Annotated in this window: 12 protein-coding genes and 1 pseudogene; 6 read left to right on the forward strand and 7 right to left on the reverse strand. The window is 49.5% G+C overall.

Translation table 11 applies throughout. The features are described 5' to 3' along the window. Positions 1-89 precede the first annotated feature (89 nt). The gene (gene fadR / locus D6029_RS22030) at positions 90-809 is read left to right on the forward strand and encodes a fatty acid metabolism transcriptional regulator FadR (protein WP_120066807.1); all 720 of its coding nucleotides are present in this window, start codon (positions 90-92) and stop codon (positions 807-809) included. Positions 810-873: 64 nt separating this feature from the next. Here fadR and D6029_RS22035 read toward each other — a convergent pair whose 3' ends face one another. Further along, positions 874-2,409, reverse strand: coding sequence for a SpoVR family protein (locus D6029_RS22035; RefSeq protein ID WP_064546553.1), 1,536 nt, complete (start codon positions 2,407-2,409; stop codon positions 874-876). 326 nt (positions 2,410-2,735) lie between these two features. Between D6029_RS22035 and D6029_RS22040 the strand changes: the two genes are divergently transcribed. The 3 genes and pseudogenes from D6029_RS22040 to D6029_RS22905 form a co-directional block, all read left to right on the forward strand. Beyond that, positions 2,736-4,034: a D-amino acid dehydrogenase gene (locus D6029_RS22040; protein WP_120066808.1), complete on the forward strand. Its 1,299-nt coding sequence runs from the start codon at positions 2,736-2,738 to the stop codon at positions 4,032-4,034. A gap of 19 nt (positions 4,035-4,053) precedes the next feature. Then, positions 4,054-5,127, forward strand: coding sequence for a catabolic alanine racemase DadX (gene dadX, locus D6029_RS22045; protein ID WP_120066809.1), 1,074 nt, complete (start codon positions 4,054-4,056; stop codon positions 5,125-5,127). An 18-nt stretch (positions 5,128-5,145) separates the two neighbouring features. Further along, positions 5,146-5,280: pseudogene (locus tag D6029_RS22905) on the forward strand (hypothetical protein); the annotation flags it as partial. Here D6029_RS22905 and D6029_RS22050 read toward each other — a convergent pair. Beyond that, entirely contained in the window at positions 5,218-6,948 is a 1,731-nt protein-coding gene (locus D6029_RS22050) for a potassium/proton antiporter (protein ID WP_120066810.1), read from the reverse strand. The pseudogene D6029_RS22905 and the gene D6029_RS22050 overlap by 63 nt on opposite strands. Positions 6,949-7,039: 91 nt before the next feature. Next, positions 7,040-7,960, reverse strand: a complete 921-nt coding sequence (gene ldcA / locus D6029_RS22055; RefSeq protein WP_120066811.1) for a muramoyltetrapeptide carboxypeptidase — start codon at positions 7,958-7,960, stop codon at positions 7,040-7,042. Between the two features lie 97 nt (positions 7,961-8,057). Here ldcA and emtA point away from each other — a divergent pair, with 97 nt between their 5' ends. After that, on the forward strand, positions 8,058-8,666 hold the full coding sequence (emtA, locus tag D6029_RS22060; protein WP_120066812.1) for a membrane-bound lytic murein transglycosylase EmtA: 609 nt from the start codon (positions 8,058-8,060) through the stop codon (positions 8,664-8,666). Here emtA and ycgR read toward each other — a convergent pair whose 3' ends face one another. After that, a complete protein-coding gene (gene ycgR, locus D6029_RS22065; protein ID WP_120066818.1) occupies positions 8,667-9,398 on the reverse strand; it encodes a flagellar brake protein YcgR in 732 nt (243 codons plus the stop codon). Positions 9,399-9,629: 231 nt separating this feature from the next. Here ycgR and D6029_RS22070 point away from each other — a divergent pair, with 231 nt between their 5' ends. Continuing rightward, complete coding sequence (locus D6029_RS22070; RefSeq protein ID WP_034495894.1) at positions 9,630-9,881, forward strand: GlsB/YeaQ/YmgE family stress response membrane protein; 252 nt, start codon at positions 9,630-9,632, stop codon at positions 9,879-9,881. A gap of 136 nt (positions 9,882-10,017) precedes the next feature. Here the strand turns inward: D6029_RS22070 and D6029_RS22075 are convergent, their stop codons facing one another. The 3 genes from D6029_RS22075 to D6029_RS22085 form a co-directional block, all read right to left on the reverse strand. Continuing rightward, entirely contained in the window at positions 10,018-10,554 is a 537-nt protein-coding gene (locus D6029_RS22075; protein ID WP_120066813.1) for a hypothetical protein, read from the reverse strand. 13 nt (positions 10,555-10,567) lie between these two features. Continuing rightward, complete coding sequence (locus D6029_RS22080; protein ID WP_120066814.1) at positions 10,568-12,199, reverse strand: LysM peptidoglycan-binding domain-containing protein; 1,632 nt, start codon at positions 12,197-12,199, stop codon at positions 10,568-10,570. Further along, positions 12,196-12,877: bacteriophage T4 gp5 trimerisation domain-containing protein (locus tag D6029_RS22085; protein WP_418230285.1), on the reverse strand; the 682-nt coding region annotated here is incomplete at its 5' end. The genes D6029_RS22080 and D6029_RS22085, both read right to left, overlap by 4 nt.

The following is a 12,877-nucleotide window of genomic DNA, read 5'->3' on the forward strand; positions in this document are numbered from 1 at the left end:
AGAATTGAAAGCGGTCACCGCTACCTGCGCCGCAAGGCATCTGGTATGATGAGTCTCTTTAGCAAAACCTGTGTAATGGAAAGTCTACTATGGTCATTAAGGCGCAGAGCCCAGCGGGTTTCGCGGAAGAATACATCATCGAAAGTATCTGGAATAACCGCTTTGCTCCGGGGACTATTCTTCCGGCTGAACGCGAATTATCCGAACTCATTGGTGTGACTCGTACCACATTGCGCGAGGTGCTTCAGCGTCTGGCGCGTGATGGCTGGTTAACAATCCAGCATGGCAAGCCGACCAAAGTGAATAACTTCTGGGAAACTTCCGGTTTAAACATTCTGGAAACACTGGCGCGTCTCGATCACGACAGCGTGCCGCAGTTGATTGATAACCTGCTGTCAGTGCGAACCAACATTTCCACCATCTTTATTCGTACCGCTGTTCGTCAGCATCCGGATAAAGCGCAAGAAGTTCTGGCGACCGCGAACAGTGTTGAAGACCATGCTGATGCGTTTGCAAAGCTTGATTACAACATCTTCCGTGGCCTGGCATTTGCCTCAGGCAACCCGATTTACGGTCTAATCCTTAATGGAATGAAAGGGTTATACACCCGTATCGGGCGTCATTATTTCTCAAGTCCGGAAGCACGTAGCCTGGCGTTAGGTTTCTACCATCGTCTGGCGGAAATTTGCCAGCAAGGCTTGCACGATCAAGTATTTGATACCGTGCGTACCTACGGGCGTGAAAGTGGTGAAATCTGGCATCGGATGCAGAAAAATTTACCTGGCGATTTGGCAATGCATAGCCGTTAAGCGTGCATTTCTAGCCCATAAAGCACAACGAAAAACGCTTCCCGAAGGAAGCGTTTTTTTATGACTACAAACTATTGAGCCGCGGTGGGCAGCGTTCCAGCAGTTCAACACTGCCATCTTCGTTTTGCTGTTCAAGCGTCACGTCGAAGCCCCAAAGGCGATGAACATGTTTGAGCACTTCACGGCGGCCTTTATCCAGCGGCGCGCGGTTATGCGGGATGTATCGCAAAGTCAGCGAGCGGTCACCGCGTAAATCCACATTCCAGACCTGAATATTCGGTTCAAGGTTGCTGAGATTGTATTGGGCCGAAAGCTCCGCACGAATCTTGCGATAACCCTCTTCATTATGAATCGCCGCAATTTCCAGATAGTTATTGCGGTCGTCGTCCAGCACCGTAAACAGGCGGAAATCACGCATCAGTTTTGGCGACAAGAATTGGCTGATAAAACTTTCATCTTTGAAATCACGCATCGCGAAATGCAGCGTTTCCAGCCAGTCTTTACCTGCAATATCCGGGAACCAATAACGGTCTTCTTCCGTCGGTGATTGGCAAATGCGTTTGATATCCTGGAACATCGCAAAGCCAAGCGCATACGGGTTAATGCCGCTGTACCACGGGCTGTTATACGGCGGCTGGAACACCACATTTGTATGGCTATGCAAAAACTCCAGCATGAACCGATCGGTCACTTTTCCTTCATCATACAGATGGTTAAGAATGGTATAGTGCCAGAACGTCGCCCAGCCTTCGTTCATCACCTGCGTCTGTTTCTGCGGATAAAAATACTGGCTGACTTTACGCACAATACGCAAAATCTCACGCTGCCAGGACTCCAGCAATGGCGCGTTTTTCTCCATAAAATAGAGCAAGTTTTCCTGCGGCTCTGAAGGGTAACGACGCGCTTCAGCGACCGTTTTTTCTTCTTCACGACGCGGCAACGTGCGCCACAGCGTATTCACCTGGCTTTGCAGATACTCTTCGCGGCTTTTCTGCCGGGCAGTCTCTTCTTGCAGCGAAATTTTTTGCGGGCGTTTATAGCGATCAACGCCGTAATTCATCAGCGCATGGCAAGAGTCGAGCAAGCGCTCCACTTCGTCCACGCCATAACGTTCTTCGCACTCGGTAATGTATTTACGGGCGAAAATAAGGTAATCGATAATCGAGCTGGCGTCAGTCCAGCTACGGAACAAATAGTTGTTTTTGAAGAAGGAGTTATGCCCATAACAAGCATGCGCAATCACCAGCGCCTGCATAGTGATGGTGTTTTCTTCCATTAAATAAGCGATACACGGATTGGAGTTGATCACAATCTCGTAAGCCAGGCCCTGTTGACCATGCTTATACAAGCGCTCCGTTTCAATGAATTTCTTACCAAACGACCAGTGCGGATAGTTAATCGGCATCCCGACGCTCGAATACGCATCCATCATTTGTTCGGAGGTAATCACTTCAATTTGATGAGGATAAGTCTCCAGCCGATAGAGTTTGGCAACACGGTCTATCTCTGCGAGGTAGACATCAAGCAGCTCGAACGTCCAGTCAGGTCCATCACTTAGACGTTTAGAATCCTTTGTGGCGGAATCAGTAACAATAGCCATCAGCGCGCCCTCATTGTTGGCGGCTCTCTCTGGATGGAAAGCCTCACTTTCAAGAATAGACAACTCCTGAAACTTAGCAGCGGCAAGCAAAATTTTTTCGACGCGATTAACGTATTTCAATACCCCGCATTTAACCAAACAGGCAGCATAATATTTTGTCGATAATATCTTCCTGCGTAGGAGATTCTAATTAACGCGATGCTGCTATATCAGGTCAGGATGTGAGGAAAGTCACTATAACAAAGCCATATGTTGAATAACATTTTCATCTGAGTTATCAATTTGTAATCAGAAGATTATTCTTTTAGCTAAATGGTGGAATTGTTATGCGTGTTGTGGTGCTGGGAAGTGGCGTAGTCGGTGTCAGCAGTGCCTGGTATTTACGCCAGGCTGGGCATGATGTCACGGTTATCGACAGGGAAGCGGGGCCAGCAATGGAAACCAGCGCGGCGAATGCCGGGCAAATCTCACCGGGTTATGCGGCACCCTGGGCCGCACCTGGCGTTCCCCTCAAAGCCATTAAATGGATGTTCCAACGCCACGCGCCGCTGGCGATAAGCCTCGACGGCACGCAATTCCAGTTGAAATGGATGCTGCAAATGCTGCGCAACTGCGACATGCGCCATTACATGGAAAACAAAGGCCGCATGGTGCGCCTCGCGGAATACAGCCGTGATTGCCTGAAAGAACTGCGTCACACCACCAATATTCAATACGAAGGACGGCAGGGCGGCACGTTACAATTGTTCCGCACCGCGCAGCAGTACGAAAACGCCGCTAAAGATATCGCTGTGCTGGAAGACGCTGGCGTACCATATCAATTGCTTGAGGCCAGCCGCTTAGCAGAAGTCGAACCCGCTCTGGTGGATGTGGCCCATAAGCTGACTGGCGGCCTGCGTTTACCCAACGATGAAACTGGCGATTGCCAGCTCTTCACCCAAAACCTGGCGCGCATGGCGGCAGAGGCGGGCGTGGTGTTTCGTTACAACACGCCCGTCGATCGTCTGCTTTACGAAGGGCAAAGTATTTATGGCGTGCAGTGTGGTAAAGAAGTTGTCAAAGCGGACGCTTATGTCGTCGCTTTCGGTTCCTACTCCACCGGTTTACTGAAAAACATCGTTGATATTCCTGTCTATCCGCTCAAAGGCTATTCACTGACCATTCCCATCGCCGATGAGCAGGGCGCGCCGGTTTCGACTATTCTCGATGAGACATACAAAATTGCTATCACGCGTTTTGACCAGCGTATTCGTGTCGGCGGGATGGCAGAAATTGTCGGTTTCAACACCGAGTTACTGCAACCGCGCCGTGAAACTCTGGAAATGGTGGTGCGTGACCTTTACCCGCGTGGCGGTCATGTTGAACAAGCGACATTCTGGACGGGCTTACGCCCCATGACGCCAGACGGCACGCCGATTGTTGGGCGCACACCGTTCAAAAACCTGTGGCTCAATACGGGCCATGGCACGCTGGGTTGGACGATGGCCTGCGGTTCCGGCCAGATGCTCAGCGATTTAATTTCTGGAAGAACGCCCGCCATTCCATTTGACGATCTCGCGGTTGCGCGTTACCTCCCAGGTTTTAGCCCGACGGGCTCACAGCGTTTGCATAACGCTCATAATTAATTTTAACCAAGGAGCGGAGATGACCCGTCCGGTTATGGCGACGCTGAACCTCAGCGCGCTGCGTAACAATTTAAACGTTGTCCGCCAGGCGGCACCCCATTCGCGAGTCTGGTCAGTCGTGAAAGCGAATGCTTACGGTCATGGTCTTGAACGCGTTTGGTCGGCTTTAGGTGAAACCGACGGTTTCGCAATGTTGAACATCGAAGAGGCGATTTTACTGCGTGAGCGCGGGTGGAAAGGGCCGATTCTGATGCTCGAAGGTTTCTTCCACGCTGATGAATTGCCGCTGTTTGACCAGTATCGTCTGACGACCAGTTTACACAGCAACTGGCAAGTCAAAGCCTTAGCCAATGCCAAATTGAATGCGCCGTTAGATGTTTACCTCAAAATCAACAGTGGAATGAACCGCCTGGGCTTCAGCCCTGATCGTATTCATTCCATCTGGCAGCAACTGCGCGCCATTGCCAACGTCGGGCAACTCACGCTGATGGCGCATTTTGCCGATGCCGAGCAAACCGACGGTATTGACGAGCCGATGAAACTCATTGAGCAGGCGGCGGAAGGGCTGGATTGCCCGCGTTCTCTCTCCAATTCTGCGGCGACGTTGTGGCACCCGGAAGCGCATTTTGACTGGGTTCGACCTGGAATCATCCTGTATGGCGCATCACCGAGCGGCCAGTGGTGCGATGTCGCGACCAGCGGTCTGCAACCGGTCATGAGTCTGCAAAGTGAAATTATCGGCATTCAAAACCTGAAAGCGGGCGATGCGGTAGGTTATGGCAGCCGTTATCGGGCCAACGGCGAACAGCGGATTGGCGTAGTGGCTTGTGGTTATGCCGATGGTTATCCGCGGATCGCGCCGACGGGCACGCCAGTTCGCGTTGACGGCGTGCTGACTCACACTGTCGGTGCCATTTCCATGGATATGTTGACCGTAGATCTTACGCCTTGCCCGAATGCCGGGATTGGTAGCCCGGTCGAACTGTGGGGCAATACGGTGAAAATTGATGATGTGGCTCATGCCGCAGGAACGGTGGGGTACGAATTAATGTGCGCCTTAGCGCCGCGTGTGCCAGTAGTTACACAGTTTTAAAAAAATGGTGGATGACGCATGCGCTTATTCACCCTACGTTTAAGAGTTGTAGGTCGGATAAGCGCAAGCGTCATCCGACACAAACCCAATTTACTCGGTTTCTTCGCTTTCCACGCGCACACCGATTTTGCGCACCTGGTTATCTTCTTTCTCGGCCACCGTCCAAATCATTCCGGCAAACTCTACCTGGTCACCCACAACCGGCGCACCACCTAACATCCCGACCACGAACTCGCCCAGCGTTTGCTGCGTGTCGACACTATCGTCAAGCTCCAGGCCGTAAATGGTCGCGACATCGGCAAACTGCGCGCTGGCCTCCAGAATAAAGTCACCAAAGAAGCGCTGATCGAGCGCCACGGGCGGCGACTGGCTAAACATTTTGCCCAGCGCGGGTAAATCACGCTCGCGGCCAATCACGCACAGCACATCGCCCACTTGCAAACGGGTGCGGTCGTTGGGATGCAGCAGCGTGTTGTCACGGAATAGCGCGGCAATACGCGTGTCCTGCGGCATTTTCAGGTCACGAAGTGACGCGCCAATACACCATTTGTCTTCGCTAAGCTGGTAAACAAACTGCTCCCACGGGTTTTCCGGATGAATATCCAGCCCGACGCGAGAAACCGGCCAGCCGACAGGCGGAACCACCACTTTGGCTTTCTTAGCCGCCCAGCCGAGCGACGTGCCCTGCAATAACAGCGACACCAATACCACGAAAAACGCCACATTAAAGAACAGACGCGCGTTCTCAAGCCCCGCCATCATTGGGAATACCGCGAGGATAATCGGCACCGCGCCACGTAACCCAACCCAACTGATAAACACGCGCTCGCGCAGATTAAAGCCACGGAACGGCAGCAGGCCGAGGAACACCGAAAGCGGGCGAGCAAAGAAAATCATCCAGATGGACAACAGCAGCGCTGGAATGGCAATCGGCAGCAAATCGGTCGGATTCACCAACAGCCCCAGCACCAGGAACATACCAATTTGTGCAAACCACGCCAGCCCGTCAAAGTTTTGCAGAATGCCAAAACGGCTGCGAATAGGGCGGTTGCCGAGCACGAAACCACACAGATAAACCGCCAGAATGCCGCTGCCGTCTAACGCGGTGGTGATGCCGAACACCATAATCCCGCCGCTCAGCGCCAGTAACGGATACAACCCTTGCGGCAGCGTAATACGGTTGATCATCTGCAACAGCAAATAACCACCGCCGAGGCCGAGCACAATCCCGAGGCCAAATTGCTGAATGATATCCATCAGGAACATCCAGCTCAGGCCGGTTTGCCCGTGCTGAATCATCTCTATCAGCGTAATGGTTAAAAACACCGCCATCGGGTCGTTACTGCCGGACTCAATTTCAAGCGTCGCGCCCACACGTTCGTTCAACCCTTTACCGCCGAGCAATGAAAACACCGCTGCGGCATCCGTTGAACCGACGATTGCGCCAATCAGCAAGCCTTCAATCAGGTTGAGATTAAATAGCCAGGCGGCTGCCATGCCGGTCAACCCAGAAGTGATCAGCACGCCAACGGTAGCAAGAGAAAGTGCGGGGCCGAGGGCGACGCGAAACGAACTGGCCTGAGTGCGCATTCCGCCATCAAGCAGAATCACCGCCAACGCCAGGTTACTGATTAAATACGCAAAAGGATAATTATCAAACGGGATGCCGCCGATTCCGTCAATCCCTGCCAACATACCGATGGCGAGGAAGATAACCAGAATGGGGATACCAAGACGAGAGGAAAATGAACTTAATAAGATGCTACAAGTTACCAGTACGGAACCTAAAATAAACAGACTGACTATCGCCCCTGCGTCCAAAATTATCTTTCTCCTTTGCGTGTGTAACTATTTGTGGAGCAAATTTTAACACGGAAAGCATTGATTCATTGTGCTTTCTGAGCGCCATATCTCATTTATTTTGACCGATGACCGGATGCCCGCTAATGGTCAAACTAGCCGTCTGACCGTCGTGTTGCAGTTCACCATAAGCGCCTAAAGGCAACGTAACGGTTTCTGGTTCATGGCCGAACGGTAAACCACGCAATACAGGAATCGATAACCGCTGCTGCAACATTCGGTACATTTCGTCGAAATCGTAGTCGCCGTCATAATCGCTTAACGTTGCGCCATTGAAACTTCCCAGAATCAGCGCTTTCTGGCGCGCTAAAATCCCGGCGTGATGAAGTTGCAACAACAAACGCTCCACGCGGAATGGATGTTCGTTGATATCTTCAACCACCAAAATACCGCCATCAATCACCGGCAGCCACGGCGAGCCAATCATCGACACCAGCATCGCCAGGTTCCCGCCCCAAAGAGTGCCGCTCGCCGAGCACGCAGGTGTCGGGCTTTGCCAGTTCACGGTGAATTTGGGTTCAGTAATGGCCTGCCAGAAATGCTGCCAGGTATAGCTATTTAACTCTTCCGCACCAAAATTACCCGCAAGCATCGGGCCACTAAACGTTATCGTTCCGGTCTGCGAAAGCAGCGCGAGTTGGATTGCCGTGAAATCACTATGCCCGCAGATAATCGGTGTGCGTTCGCGAAAGGCGTGAGCCAGGCTTGAATAGTCGATATTTTCCAGCAGGCGCGTCGCGCCGTAACCGCCACGCACTGCCAACACGATGTCGCACTCTGGCGGAAGGGCAGATAAATCCTGAATATCCGCCAGTCTTTGTTCGTCCGTTCCAGCAAAACGCTGGAAGCGCCGGGTCACGACAGATTGGTTTTCTACCCGGTGTCCCGAGGCTTTCAGGCGCTCAATACCGCGAGCGGCGGCAACCTGATTAACACAGAAACCTGAAGGGGCAATTAAACGAATCGTCGACATGGCATTTCCTTGCTGAAAGTGAATTGGTTATCATGCCGCTAGAAATGGCGGTTGTCACCCGCCAGACGGCAATGAATCTGAGTAAAGGATAATACGTGTGAATATAAGATGGCTGATTGTATTGGTTCTGTTTTTGGCTGGATGCTCAAGCCACACCACGAAACAACCCGAGTGGGATCCGACAAAACCGGTTCAGCGCGCATTAACCTGGATGCCAATAACCGATCAGGCGGCAAAAGAGTGGGGCGTTAGCCCGCGTGTGATTACGGCGATTATTGCGGTGGAATCTGGTGGCAATCCGACGCTGGTCAGCAAATCGAACGCGGTCGGCCTGATGCAGATTAAAGCCTCAACGGCGGGCAAAGATGTTTATCGTCATCTCGGATGGGGCGGCCAGCCGTCAACCAGCGAGCTGAAAGACCCGGCGCGTAACATTTCGGTTGGGACGGCGTATTTAAGCATTCTTGAGCACGGCATTCTGGCGGGCATCGAAGACCCGCAAACCATGCAATATGCGTTGCTGGCATCCTATGCCAACGGGGCGGGCGCATTGCTTAGAACGTTTTCCTCGGATCGCGCCAAAGCCATTGATGAAATCAATGACCTGAGCCCGGACGAGTTTTACGAATACATCGCTAAGAACCACCCGGCACCACAGGCGCCGCGTTATTTGTACAAAGTTTCAAAAGCATTAAACGCGATGTAACTACTTAACCCGGCCCGCTTTCTCACGTGCAGAACGCTCCAGCGCGAAGATAATGCGCTGTAATTCGCGTTCAACGGCCGGGTTAACATTCAGAAAACGGAAGCTCAGGCGCGGCGTGCTGACCGTCTCATTTTTACTGCCGATCACTTTTCGCTCCGAAAGCGTGATCAGTTGCATATCAAAATGGAATTTTCCCCACTGCACTAAATCCATTTCCACCTGCGAAAAACGCATGCCCGCGCTCAACCCTTCCGGTAACGGCCCATCAAGTAGCGCACCCATTCCACCTAATGACAAATCACACAGCCTGAACTGGAAAGGCGAACCATTCGGAAGCATCGCGGTGCAGTGGTAATACGGTTGCAGCGGGGCGGCGATACGGAAATATTCCCGGCGTTGCACAAACCATAACGCCTGTGGCAGCGGGGCGTGGAAAGCGGGTAAGTTCAGGTAATTCACCGATTCTATTTTAGGCAAAATAAACTCAACTTTTGCCCCTTCGGTTTCCGCGATGAACTGAATATTCGTCGCCTTTTGCGCCGCCAGGTTTTCCAGTGTCTGGCTACCAAAATCCACAATCAAACCTGATGCCGTCACCTCAAGAATCTTGCTAATAAATTGCCCGGATGACCAACTCAAACGGATCGGCACCTGGTTTTTATGGAGGTCACGTAACACGCCTAATACTGCCAGAGGACTTTGTTTCAGAAACTGCTCGTTATAGTTACTCAAGGCCAGGTCCATGTTGTGTTATTGGTAGTTGTGCACGGAGTTATCGGCATAAAATTAAAAAACTTAAGATAAATCTCAGGGTTTTACGGCCGATAATTCAATAAGTTGGTGAGCTAAGTCACGTTTTTCTAACACTTGTTTATACTTAGCGTACCGACAGACAGAACCCGCGGCTCAATCGATGTGGATTCTGGCTTGTTACCACACACAATAATGAAGAGGACGTTCAACATGGGTATTCTGGCCTGGATTATTTTCGGTTTGATTGCTGGTGTAATCGCAAAACTAATTATGCCTGGTAAAGATGGCGGCGGTTTTATCGTGACCTGTATTTTGGGGATCATCGGTGCGGTTGTGGGTGGGTGGATTGCCACATTCCTGCATATCGGCGGCAGTGTGACGGGCTTTAACTTTCCAAGTTTCCTGGTCGCGGTGGCAGGTGCAATTATTGTGTTGATTATTTACCGGATGGTTCGCAGGTAATCGATTTCTTCACTACAAAAAACGGCTTCCCTGATAATGGGGAGCCGTTTTTTTTGTCAGTCTGTGAGGAGTTGTTGATTCTTTGACTGGAAAGCGAATGATTCCTAAAGGGCTGCAATTAATTGAATTATAAGTTCTACTCTTTGGCTTTATTATCGGTCATAGAATCCTTAGCATTAGTCACGCGTTCAACATGCCCGTTTGAGTATTTAAATCTTAATTCATCATCGATTACGATGATGGAGTTAGCCTTTCCCCATGAGACCCAAGTAATTTTTGACTCACCGAATTCAGAAAAAAAACCATTAGAAATTATGGGGCGTCCACTCGTCAGGTCAAGAATAGCATTCATTCCACAGTGTGCACCTGGTTTATCTGGGTAGCATGGATCATCTGATGTATATGAAACGGTAGCTTTAGTTAAATAATATTTTTTATCTTTAAAAATACCATCTTCATCATATCCAACAACAATATAACTTGCCTTTGCTTTATATATTTCCTTGCCATTAAGGGATAGATGGGAGTAACCATCATTAGACTCGCTCAGAGTTTTCTGCTCGAGCAGGCCTAGAGACGTATTAATACATCGCAAAGTTCTGTGGGTACAATTAGCCTCGCTTACACCAGAATAGAAAAATAAAAATAGCATTATTGGAAGGTATTTCTTCATAATAACTCCAGAGTTATATTTTTTCCATGATAACATCTAAGTCTACATCCTCTAATTTATTAGTGGCGATCAATTCATCGCAAAAATAATCGTTGAGCTTAATATTTTGATCTATGTAATACATCAACCACACTCTGTGGGCTTGTATGTAACTCCCTATCGATAAATATCTTTTTAACGCCGATCTTACCCCAACCTGTGCTTTTAATAAATGACTTGCTTTATCTTCTGAGATTTTGTTCTTTATAAATAACATGGCATCCCCTAAACCCAGGTGATGCGTCAGGTAAATTAATTTTGCTTTTTCTGCATCATTAAGTCCGTCAATGTTATAGCCTGCATTTTCAAGTGATGCTAAATTTGCCACTCCATAATCTACCGCAGCAATAATTGCATATTCAGGTTTAAATCTAAGATCCAGCCACTTCTGCACGGCATAGGTTGCTTTGCGCGGATAGGGAGTGACGCCAGTTATAAGGCGTTGTTTTCTTAGTTCCTTTAAGTTTCTCCATTCATCGGGTGATACCTCAAACTTCTTTTCATATTTAACATCACCTTTCTTATTTTTGATTTCTAACCCATTTTTATATAATACGGGTTTATCAGTGATGAGCCCCTGTTCAGTTGCTTTATCATACAAATAAGTTCCCTCCCTGAACGTTTCTGACATCCATGAGCCATTCAAAAACTGAGTCATTCCTGCTGCAGAGCTTTTATAACTGGTTATATTTGTCTTCGGGTCAGTCCCTGATTTACAAACTGATGTCGGTTTCCATACACCTCCAGCATATTTTGCGGCTTCAGCACTTATTACTGCAGCAATGCATTGTGGGATAATGCCACTTCGCTCAGATGCCGCAATAATTTGGTTCCAGTAAATAACATTTTTTCTTAACATTAAGTCATAAGAGTTAGGACAGGTATGGCTGATATGAACTCGTGGGCCACCCTGAGAATCACGTCCTACGTTTACTGAATTAATATCTCCAGTGGTATTTTCAACATCGCCCGTATTACCTTTTAAAGCAATGCTTTTGCCTTTCACCCTGACTTTGGGGCTGGATAAGATCACGGCTACCTTTCCGGATAACGGTGTGAAACTGGCGACTTCTTTTATCTTACCTGCAGTGCTGGAAACAAAAATTTTTAGCTCGGCTTCGGCTTTTGTACTAAAATTGGCTATATTTCCCATTCCATCAGTAATGGATTCATAAACGTCCCCGTACGCTGAAACAAGTTTCACTTTCAGTCCTGAAATGGGTTTCTCAATCAGGTCTTCAAAAGAAAGTGACAGGGTACACTGATCGTTATTTTGTTCATCTTTTGCATCTGGATAGGAATAGGGTTCAGGTGGGATTTTAATTATTTGCCCGGGATAAATTAATGACGGATCTTTTATTCCATTATAGGAAACCAGTTCTTCAGTGGAACAGTAATGTTCTTTAGCAATTTTTCCGAGAGTGTCTCCTTTACGAACGATCACATTTTCTTCCACTGGCGATAATGACCATATATCGTCAAGGGGAACGGGCTTGCTTTCTTGATCAATATCGCACTTCCAGTCTGCTGACCATCCCAGTAGGCCATCATAATCTTTGGGCTTATCATGTGCTTTATCAAAAATTGGAGTTAATTGAGAAGTCATTCCATTCCACCTTCAATAAACGATTTAAATATAAGTTCTTTACTCTGAACTCCATCCATTCCCTTAAGCGAAGCAAGCATATGATTAAGTTCTGGATCATCATGTTGTCCTGGCTCATCCTCGCCTCCAGAACCACTCCCTCCACCATTTTCGCCTTCATCCTTCGGCGGCTCAGATGCTGTGTCACCATCCTCTCCCAGCGCATTCAGCACCGTAGGTTTCAGTGTCTGAACCGGTGTCCCCGGATTCCCGCCGCCATTGAGGTTGATTTTCGGCCCCACGATATCCACGCCACCCGGGTGGATCACAACAAACGAGCCTCCCACTTTCAGGGTGATATTCCCCCCGCTTTCCAGCACGATAGCTCCCTGAGCCTTCATCCCAAGTGCTCCTGCCACCTTCCGCGCCATGTCGCCTTTCACTTCCAGACTGTGTTTTCCTTCCACCAGGCTGATGTGGTTTCCGGTGGTCTTGTGCTCCTGTTTCCCTTTCACCGTCACTTTAATGTCGCGTTCCACATACAGATTGTCATCGCGCCCGCTGTTCACCGTGCGGTCGCGGGTGACTTTCAGCGTCTGGTCATTGCGTACGGTGATATTACGGTCGTGCGCCACGGTGATTTTCTGGTCATGCCCGCCTGCGTTTTCCTTGCCGACCTTCACCGTCTGCCCCAGCCCA

This window comes from Buttiauxella izardii, assembly GCF_003601925.1.
GTDB classification, from domain to species: Bacteria; Pseudomonadota; Gammaproteobacteria; order Enterobacterales; family Enterobacteriaceae; genus Buttiauxella; species Buttiauxella izardii.

Coding starts and splice junctions, on each gene's coding strand:
- dadX (WP_120066809.1), top strand. CDS start 4,054: ATGACCCGTCCGGTTATGGCGACGCTGAACCTCAGCGCGCTGCGTAAC.
- D6029_RS22070 (WP_034495894.1), top strand. CDS start 9,630: ATGGGTATTCTGGCCTGGATTATTTTCGGTTTGATTGCTGGTGTAATC.
- fadR (WP_120066807.1), top strand. CDS start 90: ATGGTCATTAAGGCGCAGAGCCCAGCGGGTTTCGCGGAAGAATACATC.
- ldcA (WP_120066811.1), bottom strand. CDS start 7,960: ATGTCGACGATTCGTTTAATTGCCCCTTCAGGTTTCTGTGTTAATCAG.
- D6029_RS22080 (WP_120066814.1), bottom strand. CDS start 12,199: ATGACTTCTCAATTAACTCCAATTTTTGATAAAGCACATGATAAGCCC.
- D6029_RS22075 (WP_120066813.1), bottom strand. CDS start 10,554: ATGAAGAAATACCTTCCAATAATGCTATTTTTATTTTTCTATTCTGGT.
- D6029_RS22035 (WP_064546553.1), bottom strand. CDS start 2,409: ATGGCTATTGTTACTGATTCCGCCACAAAGGATTCTAAACGTCTAAGT.
- D6029_RS22040 (WP_120066808.1), top strand. CDS start 2,736: ATGCGTGTTGTGGTGCTGGGAAGTGGCGTAGTCGGTGTCAGCAGTGCC.